The following is a 21,356-nucleotide window of genomic DNA, read 5'->3' on the forward strand; positions in this document are numbered from 1 at the left end:
TAAGTACGATTTTATTTAGTGTAGATATATTGAATAGGCGAATGGTATAGTTGTGTTTACTTTCTTTTCAAAAAAATGTTACACGAAGTTAATCTTTTCAGCGAAAGTTCCAAATCTTCATTGAAAAAAATGCAGTATAGTTTATCGAACTAAAGTAATGGTTCCTTTCTTTTCAACTTCTTGGTCGTTGGTACAAATTCCTTTTACATACCAAACATACGCATCGGTTGGACACATTTGCCCTCGGAAAGTTCCATCCCAGCCTTCTTTAATATTATTGGTAGAAAACATTACGTTGCCCCATCGGTTGGTAACAATAAAGGAGGTAAGTTTTTTTAAAGCCTTTCCACGCACAAAGAGTTTGTCATTTAAATCATCGCCATTAGGTGTAAACACAGTTGGTATGAAAATAAAATCCGGTTGGCAAGGAAGTACTTTAATGTATGCTGAATCTATAGCTGTGCAGCCATATTGGTTGGCTACCGTTACTTTAATCCATTGTGTGTAATTAGCTGTAAGTGTTGGTGCGGCACAATCATTGCAGCTAAGTGGGTCTATTGATTCCCAATTGTATTGAACGGCATCTAGAGAAAGCGCTCCTAATTCAATTTCTGAAGATACTGCTACTACGGTATCTCGATAGAGTTCTACATCCGGTAAAGGATTTACCACCACATTAAATGTATGCGAATCGGGAACGCATAATGGGCTTTTAATTATTACGGTAAAATCCATTGTAAATGGAGGTGTGGCAATAGGGTCTTGCTGGTTAGGATTATCTAAATAGGTTGTGGGATACCAAAAGAATGCAGTGTCGTTGTATGAAGCTTCGCGCACCGTAATATTGAGTTTTATAGATTCCCCTGCACAAATAGAAGTATCTTGAATAAAATCAACTTTTACAGTGTCAATTGGGTATAAGGTTATTGTATCGTAAACAAAACAGCCCGGTCGGTTGCCTAAGCGGTTTTCGCTATACACAATCCACGTTGTGGTATCGTTGGCATATACTGTTGGGCATATAGCAGTAGGTGAACTAATGTTGGTAGGTGGCGACCATAGAGCATTGTAAACATCTCCGGCACATAAAATTGCCGATTCGCCTGTGCATAGCCTTAAAAAACTATCGGGTTGTATGTGTAGTTTAGGCAAGTCTTCTACATTGAGCGTTATGGTATCTTTAGTTTCACAGCCCCAAATGGTGGTAGCAGTAATAGTGTATGTAGTGGTATCCGGTGCATTGGCAACTACAAATTTACAAGTATCGCAACTTAAATAATCGGCAGGTTCCCATTTAAAGAAATCACCATCGGGTAAATCGTATTCTACTACGGCACCAATACAAACAGAAGTGTCGCGTTGGTTAAGAATTGGATACTCATCTACATATACAGAATCGCCCAACGGATAGGTTACCTTACATCCTTTATTATCTTCTAATAGTAAAACAGGTTTCACGTAGCCCGTATCGTATTGTGGATCTAAGTATTGGTGCGGACCATTAAAGTAAACGGTATCGCCATATACTATTGGTATATTTTGAATATCGCCCACCCGCCATTGTATAACAGCGCTCTTTGTTTCGTAAATTTTCCCTGAAAAGAATACTGTGAGCGGACGGCACCCATACGGTGGACTGAATTGGATGTTTTCTAAGCGAGGGCCTAAGATTTTTATGTATTCTACTTTTGCCAACGAATCTTTACAGCCGCCTTTTTCGCCCACTAATGCAACATCGTAATTGCCGGGAAAGAAATAAACTTTTGTGGGATTACCATTGTTGGTTTCTGTGGTGCCATCGCCATAATGCCAAGTAAAGGTTACACCTGCAGTATCTTGTGAAGTATTGACAAATTGGGTGGCAAAGGGAGGGCAGGCAGATGTAATGGCATTACTATAAAATCCCAAGCCTAAGGAGTTTACTATATATTCCTTTACGGTTTCGCCTACACAACCATTGGTTTTATGTATAGCAATTAGCTTTACATAATACGTGTCGGATACGGCATAGGTATGAGTTACCGGAGCGCTGGTAGATCTACGGAGCGAATCGCCATCGCCAAAAACCCAAATGAAATTGTAAGAACCTGAACCCGGAGTGGTATTTTTAAAAGTATCTACTTTGCCGGAGCAGGTAGAAATTGGAAGGGTGAAATTGGGGTTTATTACTGTTTGTGCAACGGTTCTAGTGGCAGTGTCTTTACAACCAACAGAGTCGGTTACTATTAGTCTTATACTGAAATTTACTGCACCTGTGCTATAAGTCCAAGTAGTATCTCCGGTAGTTGAATTTATATTGCTTCCATTGCCGTTTGGAAAGAACCGCCAATTCCACTTGGTAACCGGAGCTGAATTTCCGGTGCTGGTACTGCTAACATCTACGGTAAGCGGGCGGCAGCCGCTTGGTGGGGTGGTGGTAAACGAAGCGGTTGGTTTATTGATGGTGATATAGTTTGTTTTGATGATAGAGTCGTTGCATGGCAAGCCGTTGTTTATTACCAGTTTTACAGTGTATTTGCCCGGTGCAGCATATTTTTTTATTGGATTTCTTTTGCTGCTGGTGTCGCCATCGCCAAAGTACCAAAACCATTTTGAACCAAAATTGGTAGAGTCGCTAAAGGTGAGCGATTCACCTACACATGCCATTCTTTTACTTACGCCAAATGATTTAGATTGGCTGAGTAAGTTTACCACTTTGGTGATAGAATCAATACATCCGGTTTGTATGTTAAATACATACAGCGTTACAGAATAACTTCCAACCGCAAGGTAGGTGTAGCTTTTAGTTTTAGCAGTATCGTGTGGTGTTTGCGGGAACCCTGTATGGAACTGCCACCAAAGTGAGTCGGCACCTTCTGAGGTAGAAGTAAAATCAACTTTTAATGGATTGCCACAAGTGGTTTTATATGTAAAATCGGCCTTAGGAACTAAAGAGGTAATGTATTGCACTTTTTTTACCGTAGTGGCACAACGACCATTTTTTACCGTAAGCGTAACAGTATGTGGCCCGGATTGGTCATAAGTGTAACCAGGGTTTTTTTGGGTGCTGTTTCCCGGGCCAAAATCCCATTGGTAAGTGCTTCCTCCACTACATAAGCAGGTGAAGTTTACAGGAACTTTTAAGCAGGCTTGTAGTGGAGTGGCTACAAAGTCGGCAACAGGAGGTGTGGTAACCGTAATAGTGGTGAAAGCGGTATCAAAGCAACCATCGGCAGTTTGAACCCGAAGCCAAACATTGTAAGTGCCGGGTGTTTGAAAAGTATAAGTAACAGGATTGTTGCAATCTGTTGAGTAAACGGTATTGTTACCCATGCTCCATTTGCAATCTACAATAGTAGCTCCAACATTAGTGGCATTTGAAAACGTAAGTTTTAGTGGCGCACAACCCGAAGTTGAATCCACAGCAATATCGGCATCGAAAGATTTTACACACACATAATTTTGCTTAGTAACTTTTGAAACACAGCCTGCCGAGTTGGTAGCACTGAGGCTAACATCGTAACAGCCTAATTGCGTGTAAGTATAAGAGCAGTTGAGCGTGGGGCAGGTGTTATTGTTTTGCCCCCAATTGTATTGCACACTGGTGGCTCCGGGCGCACTTCCCGTAAAGTTTACAGTTAAAGGAGGTGTACATTTTTGGAGTGGTGTACCGGTAAAATCAATAGGTGAAATTGGGCTGGAAACTGCTACTAATTTTGAAATAGTATCGGTGCAGCCATTCAATGTTATGGTGAGTTTTATTCTGTAGGTTCCGTTTTGGGTATAAACATGCTTTGGATCGCAGTCGGTGCTAAAACGGTTGTCGCCAAAATTCCAACTGCAAGTAGGTGTGCCGCCAGATGCTGTGGATGTATTGGTAAGCGAAAGCGTATCGCCACGGCAAACATTATTGGTGCTTAGTGTAAAATTTGCATTGATGTTGGTTACATTTACTCTTACAGAATCGGTAGAAAAACAGCCTTTGGAATCGTTTGCTCTCAGTACTATGTTGTATGAACCTGCATTGTAGCATTTTTGAGGAGGCGATGGCGTAGTAGAAGTGGTATTATCTCCAAAATCCCACACATAACCGATAGGTATATTTTGAGGGTGAGAAGAGTTGTTTGTAAACTGAACGCACAAGGGTGCGCTGCATGAACTGGTTTGCGATACTGTAAATGCTGCATTAGGTGGTTGGCGTACCACAATAATGCCGGGTTTTACTAAGGTGCCTTGGCAACCATTGCTATCTACTAAAATTCTGGTTACTTGATATTTACCCGCAGTGGCATAATAAAAACAAGTATCGTTTAATGTAGAATATACCGGTAATTGACCAAAATCCCATAACGCACTGGCTATAGGCGCATCTCCTAAAGTAATGCTTTGGTTGGTACAAACAGGGCTGTTGGTACAAGCAGTATCTTTATTAAGTGTAAACTGAGGAATGGGGGAACGAAAAGATTGAACGATTGCTGTGGCTGTATCGCTTGAAATACCATTAAATGCAATAAGTATAATAGTTTTTGTACCCGGATCTAAATAAATTTTTGATGGATTTACATCGTTGGTAGAGTCGCCATCGCCCAAGTGCCATACATAGCTGGTGGCTCCGGTAGAAGTATTGGTAAACGATACCTGAAACTGCCCGGCACAACCGCTAAACCTATCTGCGGTAAAACTGGCAATGGGTTGGGCTTCTAATTGTTTAAATATAAACGATGTAAGTAGTATGGCAATAAAATGTAAACTCCTCATGCTTTTCTTCAATATTCAAATAGACGACAATCTTGTTACAATAGTTTGTTGTGGCGTAGGTCGGTAGTTGTAAAAGTTAATGATAAAAAATTCTATTTAATCTTCAAATATGTTTTGTTTTCTATGGTTCCAGTTTTAGTGTAGAAATTCAGAACAATTGTTTCAAAAATAATTTTTCGGTTTAAAAAAGTAAGCTAAAGTGCTCTTTCGCCAGTTTTTGTTTGTTGAAAAAAACAAATCCCATACGGTAGATGTGGATGCTGAGTGTAACTTTTGGATGTGCTTTTATCTCGTTCCAAGCGCTGCTCATTTCTTGGCTCCAGTAGATATCATCAAAAACGAAAACAGTGTTTTCGTGAGCAAAATTCAGGCATTGTTCAAAGTATTGCAGCGTAGGTGCTTTTTTATGGTTTCCATCAAAGAATACAAAATCTACTTTTTTTATGGATGATAGTACTTCCGGTAAAACTTCATTGAAGTTTCCGGTTATGAACTGTACGTTTTTTATACCTGCTGCTGCTGTGTTCTTTTGTGCCACAGAACTTAACGCCTTACTGCCTTCGATGGTATATACGGTAGATTCCTTATTGCCCTGTGCCAAATAGCAGGTGCTTATTCCCAAATTGGTTCCAAGTTCTAAAACTGTAGAGGGCTGAAAGTATCGAACGGCATTGAGGAGTACATTGCCGTATTTGGGTGTAATGCTGCTATGCTGTACTATTGTAGAAACTGTGCGGGTGCGTTGCGTACCATTGTTTCCCAAATCTGTAAAAGTAATTTGGGTGGTGTTGTTTAAAAGTTGTTGTCGTAGGTGTTCAATATTTTCAGTGGTGTTTTTCAACCCCAAAACATGTAAATAAAACTGGTACACAAAGGGCGAATGCAAATAGTATTTGGTTTTAGCTTTTACCAAATAATGCGTATAAGAAAATACACGATGCAGAAATTCTTTCATTAACATTAAGTTTGCGAATGTGAAACATTTCTTCCTAATTACATTATTGCTTCCTGCGCTTGTTTTTGCGCAGTACAAGAACTTTCATTTGGGCATTACTGGTGCTGCCAATGCATCTTTTATTTTGAATCAAAATAATTATGGCACGTTGGCTCCATTTAAACAGCAAGTGGTGCGGCAATCGGAGCTGGCATATTTATTTACACCCGGTGGAACTGCCGGTATTAACTTTGGATATTTTTTTGATGAAAAATGGGGCATAGAAACCCATATCTTGTATCTACGGGCGGGGCAGCATTACGAAGACGATATGTATGGTCCGGCAACTATTCCGCAAGGTACATTTGGAACTAAAGGCGATAGGCGTGTAAAAGTTAAGCGCAATATAGATTTCAATTATATTCAAATTCCGGTGTTGGGAAAATTTGCCTATGGCGATAAGTTGGCAAAGTTTTATGTGAGTTTGGGGCCTGCCTTTGGCGCACAAATTGGCGGTAGCGAAAAAGTTACCATTGCCGGACATAGTTATGTAAACGATTCGTTAAACTTTTCTTTCAACGAAAAATTTAGAAAGTACGATATTGGTATTGCCGTCAATTTTGGTGTAGATATTTGGTTTGGCAGGTATTGGTTTTTAAATATTGGATTGCACAATTATTGTGGCGTGGTAGATGTAAATGGCGATAAAATGCGCCAGATAGATTGGTTTAGCAAGAATGATTTAACGTATCAGAAATCGTATAATTTCTATACCGGCTTAAATGTTGGTTTTCATTATGTTTTTGCACCGCGACATTTTTATTAGCGGTTGATTATTGCATACACAAAATATAAAATATGCGTGCACTTGGAGTGTTAGATAAAATGCCTACCCGCTTTGTACATCCGGTTCAATACCATTTGCCATTGGGAGCAGATGATGTGGCGGTGAATGAATTGGTGGGTAAAGAAATATTGCTGAAATGGACAGGCAACATTTATTGTACCATTTGCGGCAGAAAAACAAAAAAGAGTTTTGGCGAAGGTATGTGCTATCCGTGCTTTGCTAACGCACCGGAAAATGCCGAGTGTATTGTGCGGCCGGAACTTTGCCGCGCACACCTGCACGAAGGGCGCGATCCGGAGTGGGAAGAGCGCCACCACAACCAGCCACACTATGTGTACTTGGCGCTTACCAGCGAAGTAAAAGTGGGCGTAACGCGCGGCACGCAAGTGCCAACCCGCTGGATAGACCAAGGTGCTGCAGCTGCCATTATCTTGGCAGAAACACCTTATCGCCAAAAAGCAGGTGAAATAGAAGTGTATTTAAAGCAATACTTCAGTGATAAAACCCATTGGAGTAAAATGCTGATGAATGTTGGTGCTGGCGATAAAAATTTATTAGAAGAGAAACAAAAGGCAGCAGCATTGCTACCCGAAGAATTAAGGCAATTTGTAAGTGCCGATAATGAAATTTTGGCACTAGAGTATCCGGTGAAAACCTATCCTACAAAAGTAAAAAGCGTGGGGTTCGACAAAGTGAATGAATTGAAGTTGGTGCTTGATGGTATTCGAGGCCAGTACTTTTTATTTGAAGGCGGAACCGTAATGAATATAAGAAAGCACAGCGGCTACGAAGTGGAGTTGATTGCATAGCTATGCTGCTTCGTTTTTAAAAGGCAAGTAAATTTCAAAACTACTGCCTTTGCCTAGCTCGCTATCTACAGAAATATCGCCACCGTGAGCAGACATAATAATTTTTACATAGCTCAAGCCTAAACCAAATCCTTTTACATTGTGGATATTACCGGTTGGTACACGGTAAAATTTCTCGAATATGCGTTTTAAATTTTCTTTAGAAATACCAATGCCGTTGTCTTTTATGGTAATAAAAATTCCATGCTTGGAACTGCGCGTATTTATTTCTATTTCCGGATCGGCATCTCTTCGATATTTAATGGCATTATCAAACAAGTTAAAGAGGGCGTTGGTGAGGTGAAATTTATCGCCTTCAATTTCACATTCTGCTGCTCCAAAACGCTTTACCAATAGTCCATTTTCGTTTTGCAGTCGCAGGGTTAGCGAATCGGTAATATCGTTTAGTAGTTGGTGTATGTTTACTTGTTCCTTTTTCAACTTAAAATCGCCACGGTCTAAACGCGCTACCTGCAATACGTTTTCAATATGGCCGCTTAGGCGTTTGTTTTCTTCTTCAATAATATGTGCGTAGTTGCTTATCTTTTCTTTGTTTTCTTGCACGCGCTCATTTAGCAGCATTTGGCTAGCCAGCGATATGGTAGATACGGGAGTTTTAAATTCATGCGTCATATTATTGATGAAATCGGTTTTGAGTTCATCTAATTTTTTTTGGTAGAAAATAATGTAGAATGCTCCGCCAAACGAAGCCACAATAATTAGAATGAACGCCAGCGATGCACTGAGCATCAGCCACATACTTTTAAAAATAAAACTCTTTTTGTTGGGAAAGTTGATGATGAGTATTCCTGAATTTTCGTAAAAATCGTTTGGGAAAAGCGGCACGGAATAGTAGCTGGAAAACTGCTCTTTGTTTACTTTCTTTAAGGTTCCAAATAGTTTTTTATCCATAAAATTATCGAATACGGCATATTGGAAACTGCTGTCTATTCCCTCTTTTGCAAACTCTGTTTTTAGTAGTAGTTCCACTAAAGATTGGTTGAGTTTGTCGTCTAAGCATTTGTCTTCGAGCATAAACTGCATGGCCAAGTCGTGAAACATACGGTTGTATTTCCTAAATTGATATTCAATCAATTCTTTTTCGCGCTCCTCCGGGGTTTGTGTTTTTTTAAGTTCTCTTTGGCTAATGGCATGTAAACCTTTAGCGTGGTCTTGCAACACTTCTATGCTGCCATAAAACTTACTTATGAAGGTGCCGGAAGTATCTGTAAATCCAAACTTCATAGCATGCTGACCTACAGAATCAATAAGTGTAAATTTTGGGTTTAGCGTTTTTATAGATTGAATGGTATCGTAGATAGTGGCCATTGATTTTCCCAAGTCGGGCAAGCCTGTTTGCGAAAAGTAGAGTACGGCTTCGTTGCGCTCTAGCTGTTGGGTAACGGCATTGAGTGCTACCATTACGCCTTGGTCGAATTTTTCTTCACGCACAGCGTAGCTTTGTTTTACCCAAGTAAATTGAATGTACATTAAGCCGCCAAGCGCCAACACTATGGCTAAGCCAATAACCGGAATCCATTTAATTTTCATGGTAAATATTTTCGCAACAAATATGCACGAACCGTTGCAAACAATAGCTTCTATTTAACTTTAGTTGCAAATAGGAAGGTGATTTATCTATTTGCAAATTCATTTTTACGCTTAGCTTCGCAACACATTTAAAAAATTTAATAATGAAAATAACAGTAGTAGGTGCCGGTGCTGTGGGTGCAACAGCGGCAGACAACATTGCAAGAAAAGAGCTTGCAGAGGAATTGATTTTAGTTGACATCAAAGAAGGTTTTGCAGAGGGCAAGGCTATGGATATGATGCAAACGGCTACTTTAGTTGGGTTCGATACTAAGGTGAAAGGTGTAACCAACGATTACGCTGCAACCGCAGGAACCGATGTGGCTGTAATTACTTCGGGCATTCCGCGCAAGCCGGGAATGACGCGAGAAGAACTGATTGGCACCAATGCCTCCATTGTGAAAGGGGTTACTGAAAATATTTTAAAACATTCTCCAAATGCCATTATTGTAATTGTGAGCAATCCGATGGATACCATGACCTACTTGGCGCTCAAAAGCAGTGGCTTGCCCAAAAACAGAGTAATTGGTATGGGTGGAATTTTAGATAGCTCTCGCTTTAAATTTAATTTAAGCAATGCTTTAAACTGCTCTCCAAACGATTTGCACGGAGTAGTAATTGGCGGACATGGCGATACAACCATGATCCCTTTAACGCGTTTAGCTACATTAAACGGTTTGCCTGTAAGCAATTTATTAAGCGAAGAAGCATTAAATGAAGTAGCAGCTGCTACTATGGTTGGTGGCGCTACATTAACCAAACTCATTGGCACTTCGGCTTGGTATGCTCCGGGAGCAGCCGTTGCAGCATTAGTAGAAAGCATTGTGCGCAACGAGAAAAAAGTGTATCCATGCTGTGTGGCATTAGATGGCGAATACGGGCAAAAAGATATTTGCTTGGGCGTGCCGGTAGTGCTTGGCAAAAACGGATGGGAGAAAATCGTAGATTACAAATTGAATACTGCTGAACAAGAAGCATTCAATAAGAGTGCAGATGCAGTACGTAATATGAACAGCGTATTAAGCACACTCACGCTATAATAAAGATAGTATAGAACGGAACAAAGGGAGCGGAAACGGAGCAATCTGTTTTCGCTTTTTTTATGCTGTAATTTGAAGGCACAAAACTTTTACACACTTTCGCCACATGCTCAATTACATTGTTTGGAATCCCAGTCCCGATGCTATTTCCATTGGAACTTTTGCCGTGAAGTGGTACGGCTTAAGCTGGGGCACAGCAATTTTACTTTGCTTTGCTTTAGCACAGTGGTTTTGTAAGCGCGAGGGCAAAGATCCCGAGAAAATGGCAGACCTAATGATTTATGTTTTTTCTGCCGCATTGGTAGGCGCTCGTTTGGCACAAGCAATTTTTTATGAACCGGAGCGGTATCTACAAAACCCAATAGAAATTTTTATGGTGTGGAGGGGCGGCTTAGCCAGCCACGGAGGCGTAGCAGGTGTGTTTGCCGGAATGTGGATTTTTAGTAAACGCTATCCGGAATATGGCTATTTGTGGCTCATGGAGCGCACGGCTATTGCTTCAATTATTGCAGGTGTTTTAATACGCTTGGGCAACCTTATGAATAGTGAATTGGTTGGTAGGGCAACCGATGTGTCGTGGGCATTTATTTTTGTACAAGTAGATGCCATTCCGCGTCATCCAACTGTATTATACGAATCTATTGCTTATGCACTTATTCTATTGCTTCAATTATTGTTGTATAGAAGAATCGAAAACAAAATGCCCGGAATTTACCTGAGTGTTTTCTTAACCGTTATTTTTTCTACCCGTTTGTTGTTGGAGTTTACTAAGGAGCCGGAAGCGAGTGGTATATTGGGCTTAAGCAGTACTCAAACACTTAGTTTACCTTTAATTGCACTTGGTTTAGTTATGTTTGGCTTAACCTTTAGCGGCAAATTAAAAAATACAAGATGAGTTACGGGAAATGGATTGGTGCAGGATTAGGGTGGATGGTTGGTGGACCTATTGGCGGTCTATTAGGTTTTGCCGCAGGTAATTTACTAAACGATACACCAGAAGCCGAAGCTGTTGATTCCGGCAGCAATGTAAGCGAGTTGGAGGCTTGTTTGCTTGTAATTGCAACACACGTTATTAAAGCCGATGGGAAAGCAACGTTACAAGAAGTTGAGTTTGTACGTCAGCAATTGATAGCCACTAATGGCGAGCAATTTATAGAAGATAAAATGCAGGTGTTTCATCATTGTATGGCACACACTTATGAACTCGAAAAATCTTGCGGCTATATTAGAATATACCAAAGCGAAACTGTAGCCATACAAACTTTGCGCTGGGCTTTTGCCATTGCAATATGCGATAATCAACTTTCGGAGAAGGAGCGTAAACTCCTATTTTATATAGCCGGATTGCTGAATATAAACGATGTGGTATTCAAAAAACTGTTGGCAGAGTGGCAGCCCAAAGTTCAATCACTTTTCGATTTGTTTGAATTGAAAGAAACCGCAACCAAGGCAGAGTTGGTAACGGCATACAGGCAGTTGGTGCTGCAATTGCATCCCGATAAAAATCCGAATTATACAGAGAAACAACGTAAGCAAGCAGAGTTAAAACTTCAGCAATTACGCGAAGCATATCAGCAATTACTGAAAGAAAAATTTAGCGCATAAGTGGTAACAGCAAAAGAGATTATTGAAAGTATTCCCAGTAGGTTTAGGAAAGAAAAATGTGAAGGTTACAATGCAGTAGTGCACCTTAACTTAAGTGGCGCTGCGCCATTGCAATATACAATTCGTATAGCTGCGCAGCAGTGTACGGTAAGTGTAGGTTTGCATTTTGAGCCGGATTGCGAAGTGGTAGCATCTGCCGAAAATTATGCGGCATTAGAAACAGGTGCGCTAAACCCGCAATGGGCATTGGTTTCAGGGAAAGTAAAAGTGAGTAATGTGGCAACCATGCTTCGTTTTACCAAGTGCTTCAGGCGTTTTGAAAAGGTGCATGAAAGCAAGCTGCTGCACGAAGAAGCCAAACTAAAAAATGTAGAAAGGCCAATGTTGGCAGGTCCGCTGAGTGGGGTGAAGATTGTGGATTTTACAAGGCTTTTGCCCGGCCCAATTGCCACTATGTTTTTAGCACAACAAGGAGCAGAGGTTATTAAGATAGAAGATCCGGACAATCCGGATTACATCAGAAGTTTTGAGCCGCAGGTAGCCGGAGTTTCTGCATACTATTTATCGTTGAATGCAAATAAAAAAAGCATTGCTATCAATTTTTTAACCCAAGAAGGAAGAGCCTGTTTATTGAAGCTTATTAAAACTGCAGATGTATTGGTAGAGCAGTTTAGACCGGGTGTAATGAAAAAATTCGGATTGGATTTTGAAACACTTAGTGCCATAAATCCCCAATTGATTTATGTTTCCATTACGGGATATGGCGCCACTTCTTTTCGTGCTAAAGCTGCCGGACACGATATGAACTACATTGCAGAGAGCGGTTTGCCATTTATTACAGGCACGAAGCCAACATTGCCGGGTTTTCAGGCAGCTGATGTGGCGGGTGGTGCTTATATGGCAATGAATGCTATTACAACGGCACTTTTTCAACGAACCAAAGATGGAAAAGGAACATATATAAATGTAGCAATGGCAGATTGCGTATTGCCTTTAATGGTGCTTCCTTTGGCGGCACAGCAGCTACAGCAGCAGCCACTTACTGCCGAAAATTTTGAATTGGCTGGCAGCATTGCCAATTATAATATTTACCAGTGTGCCGATAAAAAATATATTGCTTTGGGAGCCTTAGAGCCTAAGTTTTGGAGTGCGTTTTGCCGAATGGTACATAAGCCCGAATGGCAGGAAAAGATTATTGCTTCCAAGGAGGAGATGGTATTATTGAAGCAAGAAGTTTCAACGCTTTTCTATTCTAAAAACAGAGGGGAGTGGCTACAAATTTTTGCAGAAGCAGATGTATGTGTTTCTCCCGTAAATGATGTAAGTGAAGTATTGCAGTCGCCATATTTTTCCCAACAAAAAATGTTTATAGAAACAGAAATTACGCCCGATAAAAAGTTGCAAATTTTGAGGCATCCGGTAGAGTTTGGGCAGTCGGATTTTAGTAAGTTTTGGTCGGCACCTATATTGGGCGAAGATACGGCTGCCGTACTTTCTGCCATAGGTGTAGATGAAAAAAATATTAAAGAATTAGCAGCAAAAGGAATTGTAAAATAGTATTGTAGTATGATGATACATAAACTTGGTGTTGTATGGATAATGGCAATAGCTCTATGGTGCAGCACAGCCACAGCAGGCGATTTAAAGAAAGGATACAAATTGTTGAATACCGGTGTTTATGAAGAAGCCATTGCAAATTTTACCGATGAGTTGAAGAAATCGCCTGATAATGTAGCTGCCAATTTTGGTTTGGCAAGAGTGTTTAAAGCAAAAGATTTTAAGGACTATAATTTAGATTCTGCTTTTGTTTTTGCTAAGCGAGCATTTATGAAGTTGCCATTGCCTCCCGATGATAAAAACACCAAAAAGTATCTTGAGTTTGGCGTGCGAGATTTTACGGTGCAAGAGCTGTATCAGCAAATTCAAAAAGATGCCTTTTATGAAACAGTAAAGGTAAACAGTATCGAAAAGTATAATCACTTTATTGCTGTTTACAGCGATAAAAATTTGTTGGAACAAGCAACCGATAAACGCAATGCGTTGGCATACGAGGCTGCCCAAAAAGCAAATACACACGAAGCGCTTAAAGTTTTCTTAGATACCTATGGTGCTGCTAAAGAAGCTCCACAAGCTACCATGCTATACGAGCAGTTGTTGTACAAAAGCATTACTGCCGATGGTAAGCCAGAATCGTATAAAAAGTATATGGAGCAGTATCCTAAAGGTGCGTATTTCGAAGAAGCAAAAAGCGAATTTGAGCAGCGCGGTTTAGAAAAAACTTTACACGAGAATACTTTAGATGCGTATGTAAAATTTCAACGCAGCTATCCTAATCATCCTTCTATTGGCAGAGTGCAGGATAGTATTTATGTGTTGTTTACTAAAGAGGGTGAAGCCGATTTGTATAAAGACTTTTTGCGCTTATATCCAACCAATAGAAATATTTTTACAGCATGGCGCGAACTTTACTTGTTAGAAACGGTACACGCCACCACACAGGAGTTCGATAGTTTTGTACAACACTATCCTAACTACCCATTTATGAGTGAAGTGCAGCAAGATATAGAGCGCTCAAAGGTTGAATATAAAACGCTAAAGCGCGATGAAAAGTTTGGGTATATAAATGCTGCCACAGGTGAAGAATTGATTCCTGTTCAGTTTACGGAGGCAAATGATTTTTACGATGGATTGGCAGCAGTAACTAAAGAAGATTGCGATGGTAACTGCTATTACTATTATATCAATAAGAAAGGTGATACAGCTTTTGCTTCGTTCTTTAACTATGCAGGCGATTTTGTAGATGGAAGAGCCGTGGTTGGTATAGGTAATTGTAGCGAAGATTCTTGTATGTACGGAGTTGTAGATAAACGAGGTAAGTTTATTGTACCCGCAATTTACACAGAGGTGGATGATGTGAGCGAGGGATTCTATGCAGCAGCTGTTGGTGAGAAGTACGGCTTTTTAGATAGAAGAGGGCGAGTAGCTATTGATTTTAAATACAAGGATGCACTTGCATTTAAAGAAGGTGTAGCGGCTGTAAAAACCGATAGTGGTTGGGCTTTTATAGATACCAACGGTACGCGCTTGAACGCTACCTATTATGCGCAAACATCGGTGTTTTCATCGGCACTTTGTGCGGTAACCGAAAACGATTCCACTTGGGGCTACATCAACCATAGTTTTAATTGGGTAATAGCACCGAGTTATGCAGAGGCAAACGATTTTGAAAAAGGCTATGCCGTTGTTGCCGTTCGCGAGCGTGTAAAAGGAAAAAAAGGGATTTTTGTATATCAAAGATTTAAGATAGACAGCACCGGAAGAGTGGCGGAAAAATTGGTGGCTGCTACGCCTAAAAAAAGCGGTAAACGGAAAAGGAAATAAGCGGGCAACTTATTGCTCTATAGTGGTGGTGTCGCAATCAAAAACTTCATGAAAGGAAGTGTCGGCTGGCAATGCAAAATCGCTTCTTCCAAGTTTTAGGCTGCGGTCGTTAAAGCTCCTTCTTAGAAAATCGCCCACGATAGGTAACGCTGCCGAAGAACCTTGCCCGGTGGCGGTAGAAAGAAAATGTACTGCGGGTTGTTCAAAGCCAATCCAACAAATAGAAAGAATTTCAGGAGTAAAGCCAACAAACCAGGCATCGGCATTGCTTTGTGTAGTCCCCGTTTTTCCGGCAATGGGCATGTGTAAACCAAAGCGCGAGCGTAACCGAGCTGCGGTTCCTTTATTTACCACTTGTTTCATCATGCCATTGGTTACCCACACTGTTTTTTCATCCAACACTTCCTTTTGTTTAGGATAAAATTCAGCCAGTTTGTTTCCTTTTTTGTCTTCAATTCTTTTAATGAAATATGGTTCGCTTAGTGTGCCATTGTTGGCAAATGCAGTATAGGCGCGCGCCATTTCAAACAATGAAATATCGCTTACACCCAAGCATAATGCCGGCACAGCTTCTAACTTGCTTTCTATACCTAATGTCTTGCAAAACTGAACTAAGGCATCGGGGCCAAACTCTTTCATAAGTTGTGCTGTAATGCGGTTGTCGGAATATGCCAGCCCTTCTTGCATGGGAACAAGGCTGCCTTCTTCCCAGTTTTTGGTTGCCGATGGATTCCATGTGGCATCTACGCCATCAAACTGTGGTGCTTCGTATGGAATGGGTGTGCATGGATGGTAGCCGCGCTCTATGGCAATGGCGTATTGAAATGGTTTTATGGTGGAGCCTACTTGCCGCTTGGTAGTTTTCTTTACGTGGTCAAGTTGAAAGTAAGTAATGTTAGGGCCGCCAATCCACGCTTTTATTTCTCCGTTCTTTGGGTTTACGGCCATGAATCCAATTTGCACCATTTGCAAATAGTATTTAATGGAATCGAGGGGCGACATTACAGTGTCTTTAGAAAAACTGCCATTGTCGCCATCGTAAGCAAATACACGCATTTCAATTTTTTTATTGAATATCTTGAGTATTTGCGCTTCGCTTTTTCCTTGCTCTTTCAGCATTTGGTAGCGCTCGCTTTGCTTCATTAGTTTTTCGGGCAAATCCGGTTTGGCACGCAGTCCTTTTTTCCACGGTTCACGGTCTTTCCATTCTTTAAAGAAGGTGCTTTGCAGGTATGCTAAATGTGTTTTGGCAGCTTCTTCGGCATAGTGCTGCATACGTGAATCTATGGTGGTGTAAACCTTTAATCCGTCTTTGTAAACATCCCATTTGGTGCCATCGGGTTTAGGATTTTTTTCGCACCAGTTTTTTAATTCTTGTCGAAGGTATTCTCTAAAGTAGGTAGCAGTTCCTTCGCGGAAATCGGGATTGTGGAAGTTGAGTTTTATAGGTTTGGCGGTATAGTCTTTCCATTGTTTTTCACTCACATACTTTGCTTCGTACATGCGTTTTAATACCAAATCTCTGCGCTCCTTTGCTAGCTCAGGGCGTTTTTGCGGATTGTAGAGCGAGGGCCCGTTGAGCATACCAATAAGCATAGCTGCTTCTTCTACATTTAGTTCTTTCGGCTTTTTGTAAAAATAGGTGAAGGCTGCGGTTTTAATACCGTAAGAATTATAGCCAAAGCCAATGGTGTTTAAGTAAATGCTTATGATTTCATCTTTAGAAAAAGTGCGTTCCAGTTTTGCTGCCAGTACCCATTCTTCTATTTTTTGCAGGGTTCTTTTTATTGGATTGCGATGTACTTTTTTATTGAATAAGTTCTTTGCCAATTGTTGTGAAATGGTGCTGCCTCCTCCGGCATCTTGGCCGAGTATGCCTGTTTTAATAATGGCGCGGAAAAGCCCTTTTAGGTCTATACCGCTGTGGGTATAAAAGCGTTTGTCTTCGGTGGCTACCAATGCCTGAACTAAGAATGGCGAAAGTTCATCGTAGCTTATTTCTACTCTGTTTTCGGTAAAGTAAGTGCCAAGTACCTCGTAGTCGCTGGAATATACCGTGGTTGAAATATCGTTTCTAGGGTTTTGAATTTCGTCTAAGTCGGGCATTTCGCCTAGCAAGCCATAGTTTACACCAATAAAAAACAACACGAGGAAAAGGACAAGACTCCAAAAACAAATTTGGGTATAGATAAAAACGGTTTTGAAATCTTTCTTCATTTACTTGTTGTTGGCAAATTGAGCGTAATCTTCTAAGGCGCGGTAATAGTGTTCGCCATACTTGCGTATGATGGCGTCTTTCAAAAATCGGTAAACGGGAACTTTAAGTTGTTTGCCGTTTTTGCAGGCTGCTTTGCAAATGCTCCACCGTTCATAGTTTACGGCTTCGTAGTGTTTGTGTTGGGTAATTCTAATTGGGTAAAGGTGGCATGAGATTGGTTTTTGAAAATCTATTTTTCCGTCTTTCCAAGCTCTTTCTATGCCACAAAATGCAGTGCCGTTTTCAAAAATGGTGTAAGCACAAGCGCCATCGTGGCGTAGTGGAGTGGCGTACTTTTCTTCTTCTTCAATATACACATGTTTACCTTCTTTTTCTATGGTGAAAGCGCCTTCTGGTGTTAGGTATGGTTTTACTGCTTCGTAGATTTTTTCGAGTATGGGAAGTTCTTCTTCGGTAAGCGGAGCGCCATAATCGCCTTGTACGCAACACGCACCTTTGCAGGCGCGAAGGTCGCACACAAACTGTTCTTCAATTACATCTAAACTTACTAAGGTGTTTTCTATGGAAAGCATAACAAGTGCGAAGAAAAATAAATAGCGTTTAATTCTTGCTGTTTCTTTATGTTGAAAGTTTATTTTAGCGCACACTCAAAATATAAACTCAATGTATAATAGTGATGTGGAGGCTTTAGATGCCTTTAGTGCTAAGTATAAGTCGTTGAAAACAGAAATAGGAAAGGTAATTGTGGGGCAACACGATGTGGTTCACCATGTGCTTGTTTCTATTTTTTGCGATGGACACAGCCTGCTGATTGGTGTGCCGGGTTTGGCAAAAACACTTACGGTTCAAACTATTTCGCAGGTGTTGGATTTATCTTTTAATAGAATACAGTTTACTCCAGATTTAATGCCGAGCGATATTGTTGGCTCCGAAATTTTAGATGAAACAAGGCAGTTTAAATTTAATCGCGGTCCGGTGTTTGCCAACATTGTATTGGCTGATGAAATAAACAGAACTCCGCCTAAAACACAATCTGCATTGCTAGAGAGTATGCAAGAACGCAGTGTTACGGTTTCGGGAAGCAGGCACTTGTTGCCGAGTCCTTTTTTTGTATTGGCTACTCAAAACCCAATTGAGCAAGAAGGTACTTATCCTTTGCCCGAAGCGCAGTTAGATCGCTTTATGTTTAGCATTACGTTGGATTATCCTTCGTTTGAAGAAGAAGTGCAAGTGGTGAAGCAAACTACTTCGCCCAGTAAAACGGCATTGAGCAAATTACTTTCGGCTAATGAAATTGTTTACTTCCAGCAGTTGGTGCGTAAAATGCCTATTGCCGATAATGTATTGGAGTATGCAGTAGCACTGGTAAATAAAACACGTCCGGAAAGCAGCCGTGCTACCGATACAGTTAAGAATTACATTGCTTGGGGGGCAGGGCCGCGTGCATCGCAGTATTTGGTGCTGGGTGCCAAGTGCCATGCTGCTACCAGAGGAAAATATTCGCCCGATATAGAAGATGTGCAAGCGGTAGCATTGCCTGTGCTGCGCCATAGGGTATTTAAAAACTATAAGGCCGAGGCAGAAGGACTTACAATAGAAAAAATAATTGCCGGATTGCTTTAAAAGCAGGAGGTAAGAAGATGTATTTTAAAGAAGTGATAAAAAATATACCAATTGGTATATTTTTTTTATTTTTGTATTCTCATGGAAAAGTTAGTGTCTAAATCTGAGCGAACAAAGCAGTTTATTATCGAGAAGACTGCCCCTATTTTCAATGAGAAGGGCTTTGCTGGAACTTCGCTTTCTGACTTGGAGAGTGCGACAGGACTTACTAAAGGTAGTATCTATGGAAATTTTCAGAATAAAGACGATGTGGCATTAGCTGCTTTTGACTATAACTTTAATAAAGTAACAATGTATATCCGTGAACGAATATTGTCTGTAGATAATTCAATTGATAGACTTTTAGTTTATCCTAATGTGTATAAGGATTTTTTAAAGATTCCATTTTTGAAATCTGGTTGTCCAATACTAAACACTTCAACTGAGGCAGACGATACACATCCTGCATTGAGAGCAAAAGCAGTTAATGCATTGCAATTTTGGAAAGGCTCAATAGAAAATCAGATTAATAGAGGAATACAGAGAGGTGAGATAAAAGCAGAAACAAACTCTACAGAAATGGCAATAATAATAATGTCTCTAATTGAGGGAGCCATTTTGCAGGCAAAGGTATATGGCAAGGCAAGTGATTTAAAGGTTGCAATGGCTTATTTAGAACGTTTAATTGTCGATATGAAAAGATAAATTTTTTTAACCAATAAAATACCGAACGGTATATTTTGAAGCAAATGTTATGGAGATAATATCAATGAAACAATTTCTCAATTATTTGGAGAAAACTCGGCAGCAAACGAATAATGTGATTCAGGCTATTCCAGAAGATAAACTGGACTGGAGTTACAAACCTGGGAAATTTACACTAGGCGATTTAATAAGGCATATTGTCTTAATAGAAAGAAATGTTTTTGCAGAGGTAGCATTAGGTAATAAACCTAAGTATAAAGGATGTGGAAAAGAGTTTGCCATGGGCTATGATGATGTTTTTCACTTTTTCAAAGTAATGCATCAACAATCAATAGAAATTCTGCAATCCATTCCCGATGAGCAACTAAAACAAAAGATGCTGTCGTTAGATGGGAAAGAAATTCAACTTGGAAATTTTCTTCGCTCAATGATTGTACATGAAGTGCATCATAGAGGTGCCATGTGTATCTACTTGAATTTATTGGGTGTAGAATCTCCTCCGGTTATTGGACTTCGAGAAGAGGAAGTTATTCAAATCAGCAAAAAACAATTATTATGAACAACAATAAACCAATAAATCGGGTAGCAGTTGTAGGATATAATCGTATTCCTTTTGCTAGGCAAAATACGGCATATACCAATGCAAGTAATAGCGATATGCTAATTGCTACTTTAAACGGGCTAATAAGCAAATACCAATTACATGGCGAGTTACTAGGCGAAGTAGCTGGCGGTTCTGTAATTAAAAGCGGAACAGAAGGAAATTTGATTCGCGAAAGTGTGATGAACACTTCACTCCATCCCGCAACACCCGCTTGTGATATTCAACAAGCATGTGCAACTGGAATTGAAGCAGCTATTTACATAGCCAATAAAATTGCATTAGGGCAAATTGATTCGGGTATTGCTTGCGGTGTGGATTCTACAAGCAATGTTCCATTAGAGCATGGAATAAAATTAAAAAACACATTGCTTGCAGCAAAGAGAGCGAAAAACAATGTGGAGCGATTAAAATTGTTCTTATCGCTTCGCCCAAAAGATTTCAAACCTGTTACACCCGTAAATGATGAACCCAAAACAGGATTATCAATGGGCGGACATACAGAATATTCAGCAAAGTATTATGGCATTACAAGAGAAGAACAAGACGCATTTGCATTGGCAAGTCATCAAAAATTGGCAAATGCTTATGACGAGGGATTTATGGCAGATATGATAACGCCATTCATGGGTTTAAGTACAGATAATAATTTACGTAGAGATACAAGTTTAGAGAAACTATCAAAACTAAAGCCCGCGTTTGATAAGCAAAGTGGAACGCTTACGGCAGGAAATTCTACGCCACTTTCTGATGGTGCATCTGCTGTATTGCTTGCAAGTGAAGATTGGGCTACAAAACATAATTTACCTGTATTGGCATACATCACATTTGCTGAGGTAGCAGCCATTGAATATGTGAACAATAAACACAATTTGCTAATGGCTCCTGTTTTGGCTGCCGACAGAATGTTGCGAAAGGCAAACTTACAATTGCAAGACTTTGATTTTTATGAAATACATGAAGCTTTTGCTGCTCAAGTTTTGGCCACACTTAAAATCTATGAAAGTGAAGAACTCAGTAGAGAAATAGGATTAGGGAATCCACTTGGCACTATTAATAAAAGTAAACTCAATGTAAACGGAAGCAGTTTGGCTGCAGCACATCCGTTTGCTGCAACAGGTTGCAGAATAATTGCCACCATGGCAAAACTCCTTCATCAGAAAGGTTCAGGAAGGGGCTTTATCTCTGTATGCGCAGCTCGTGGGCAAGGTGTAACAATGATTTTAGAAAAATAAAACAACAACAAGC

16 protein-coding genes are annotated in these 21,356 nt (G+C 40.3%); 11 read left to right on the plus strand and 5 right to left on the minus strand.

Translation table 11 applies throughout. From position 1 onward, the window contains the following. Positions 1-141: 141 nt before the first annotated feature. Both KF872_01585 and KF872_01590 read right to left on the minus strand, forming a co-directional pair. Complete coding sequence (locus KF872_01585) at positions 142-4,737, minus strand: PKD domain-containing protein (GenBank protein MBX2902218.1); 4,596 nt, start codon at positions 4,735-4,737, stop codon at positions 142-144. 181 nt (positions 4,738-4,918) lie between these two features. Continuing rightward, entirely contained in the window at positions 4,919-5,692 is a 774-nt protein-coding gene (locus KF872_01590; GenBank protein ID MBX2902219.1) for a class I SAM-dependent methyltransferase, read from the minus strand. A gap of 19 nt (positions 5,693-5,711) precedes the next feature. Between KF872_01590 and KF872_01595 the strand changes: the two genes are divergently transcribed. Together KF872_01595 and KF872_01600 are read left to right on the plus strand one after the other, a co-directional pair. Next, positions 5,712-6,497, plus strand: a complete 786-nt coding sequence (locus tag KF872_01595; protein MBX2902220.1) for a PorT family protein — start codon at positions 5,712-5,714, stop codon at positions 6,495-6,497. A 32-nt stretch (positions 6,498-6,529) separates the two neighbouring features. Further along, complete coding sequence (locus KF872_01600) at positions 6,530-7,327, plus strand: DUF2797 domain-containing protein (protein ID MBX2902221.1); 798 nt, start codon at positions 6,530-6,532, stop codon at positions 7,325-7,327. Here the strand turns inward: KF872_01600 and KF872_01605 are convergent, their stop codons facing one another. After that, positions 7,328-8,917 carry a HAMP domain-containing histidine kinase gene (locus tag KF872_01605; GenBank protein MBX2902222.1) on the minus strand — a complete coding sequence of 530 codons (1,590 nt, stop codon included), beginning with the start codon at positions 8,915-8,917 and terminating at the stop codon, positions 7,328-7,330. A 143-nt stretch (positions 8,918-9,060) separates the two neighbouring features. Here KF872_01605 and mdh point away from each other — a divergent pair, with 143 nt between their 5' ends. The 5 genes from mdh to KF872_01630 all read left to right on the plus strand — a co-directional run bounded on the left by mdh (position 9,061) and on the right by KF872_01630 (position 14,982). Next, a complete protein-coding gene (mdh, locus tag KF872_01610; protein MBX2902223.1) occupies positions 9,061-9,996 on the plus strand; it encodes a malate dehydrogenase in 936 nt (311 codons plus the stop codon). A 106-nt stretch (positions 9,997-10,102) separates the two neighbouring features. Then, on the plus strand, positions 10,103-10,891 hold the full coding sequence (gene lgt / locus KF872_01615; protein MBX2902224.1) for a prolipoprotein diacylglyceryl transferase: 789 nt from the start codon (positions 10,103-10,105) through the stop codon (positions 10,889-10,891). Continuing rightward, positions 10,888-11,601, plus strand: coding sequence for a DnaJ domain-containing protein (locus KF872_01620; protein MBX2902225.1), 714 nt, complete (start codon positions 10,888-10,890; stop codon positions 11,599-11,601). Before lgt ends, KF872_01620 begins: the two co-directional genes overlap by 4 nt. Further along, positions 11,602-13,158 (plus strand): CoA transferase, encoded by a 1,557-nt coding sequence (locus KF872_01625; protein MBX2902226.1) that lies wholly within the window; start codon positions 11,602-11,604, stop codon positions 13,156-13,158. A gap of 9 nt (positions 13,159-13,167) precedes the next feature. Beyond that, a complete protein-coding gene (locus KF872_01630; GenBank protein ID MBX2902227.1) occupies positions 13,168-14,982 on the plus strand; it encodes a WG repeat-containing protein in 1,815 nt (604 codons plus the stop codon). 9 nt (positions 14,983-14,991) lie between these two features. Here KF872_01630 and KF872_01635 read toward each other — a convergent pair whose 3' ends face one another. Further along, positions 14,992-17,199: a transglycosylase domain-containing protein gene (locus KF872_01635; GenBank protein ID MBX2902228.1), complete on the minus strand. Its 2,208-nt coding sequence runs from the start codon at positions 17,197-17,199 to the stop codon at positions 14,992-14,994. Then, complete coding sequence (locus tag KF872_01640) at positions 17,200-17,772, minus strand: DUF3109 family protein (GenBank protein MBX2902229.1); 573 nt, start codon at positions 17,770-17,772, stop codon at positions 17,200-17,202. A 91-nt stretch (positions 17,773-17,863) separates the two neighbouring features. Here KF872_01640 and KF872_01645 point away from each other — a divergent pair, with 91 nt between their 5' ends. From KF872_01645 to KF872_01660, 4 genes are all read left to right on the plus strand, one after another. Further along, positions 17,864-18,823 (plus strand): AAA family ATPase, encoded by a 960-nt coding sequence (locus KF872_01645; protein ID MBX2902230.1) that lies wholly within the window; start codon positions 17,864-17,866, stop codon positions 18,821-18,823. Positions 18,824-18,904: 81 nt separating this feature from the next. Then, the gene (locus KF872_01650; protein MBX2902231.1) at positions 18,905-19,507 is read left to right on the plus strand and encodes a TetR/AcrR family transcriptional regulator; all 603 of its coding nucleotides are present in this window, start codon (positions 18,905-18,907) and stop codon (positions 19,505-19,507) included. Positions 19,508-19,556: 49 nt separating this feature from the next. Next, entirely contained in the window at positions 19,557-20,066 is a 510-nt protein-coding gene (locus KF872_01655) for a DinB family protein (protein MBX2902232.1), read from the plus strand. Continuing rightward, a complete protein-coding gene (locus KF872_01660; GenBank protein ID MBX2902233.1) occupies positions 20,063-21,343 on the plus strand; it encodes an acetyl-CoA C-acetyltransferase in 1,281 nt (426 codons plus the stop codon). Before KF872_01655 ends, KF872_01660 begins: the two co-directional genes overlap by 4 nt. Positions 21,344-21,356 lie beyond the last annotated feature (13 nt).

This window comes from Chitinophagales bacterium, assembly GCA_019638515.1.
Taxonomy (GTDB): Bacteria; Bacteroidota; Bacteroidia; order Chitinophagales; family LD1; genus UBA7692.

Coding starts and splice junctions, on each gene's coding strand:
- KF872_01585 (MBX2902218.1), bottom strand. CDS start 4,737: ATGAGGAGTTTACATTTTATTGCCATACTACTTACATCGTTTATATTT.
- KF872_01605 (MBX2902222.1), bottom strand. CDS start 8,917: ATGAAAATTAAATGGATTCCGGTTATTGGCTTAGCCATAGTGTTGGCG.
- KF872_01660 (MBX2902233.1), top strand. CDS start 20,063: ATGAACAACAATAAACCAATAAATCGGGTAGCAGTTGTAGGATATAAT.
- KF872_01635 (MBX2902228.1), bottom strand. CDS start 17,199: ATGAAGAAAGATTTCAAAACCGTTTTTATCTATACCCAAATTTGTTTT.
- KF872_01645 (MBX2902230.1), top strand. CDS start 17,864: ATGTATAATAGTGATGTGGAGGCTTTAGATGCCTTTAGTGCTAAGTAT.
- KF872_01650 (MBX2902231.1), top strand. CDS start 18,905: ATGGAAAAGTTAGTGTCTAAATCTGAGCGAACAAAGCAGTTTATTATC.
- KF872_01600 (MBX2902221.1), top strand. CDS start 6,530: ATGCGTGCACTTGGAGTGTTAGATAAAATGCCTACCCGCTTTGTACAT.
- KF872_01655 (MBX2902232.1), top strand. CDS start 19,557: ATGGAGATAATATCAATGAAACAATTTCTCAATTATTTGGAGAAAACT.
- lgt (MBX2902224.1), top strand. CDS start 10,103: ATGCTCAATTACATTGTTTGGAATCCCAGTCCCGATGCTATTTCCATT.
- KF872_01620 (MBX2902225.1), top strand. CDS start 10,888: ATGAGTTACGGGAAATGGATTGGTGCAGGATTAGGGTGGATGGTTGGT.
- KF872_01590 (MBX2902219.1), bottom strand. CDS start 5,692: ATGAAAGAATTTCTGCATCGTGTATTTTCTTATACGCATTATTTGGTA.
- KF872_01630 (MBX2902227.1), top strand. CDS start 13,168: ATGATGATACATAAACTTGGTGTTGTATGGATAATGGCAATAGCTCTA.
- mdh (MBX2902223.1), top strand. CDS start 9,061: ATGAAAATAACAGTAGTAGGTGCCGGTGCTGTGGGTGCAACAGCGGCA.
- KF872_01640 (MBX2902229.1), bottom strand. CDS start 17,772: ATGCTTTCCATAGAAAACACCTTAGTAAGTTTAGATGTAATTGAAGAA.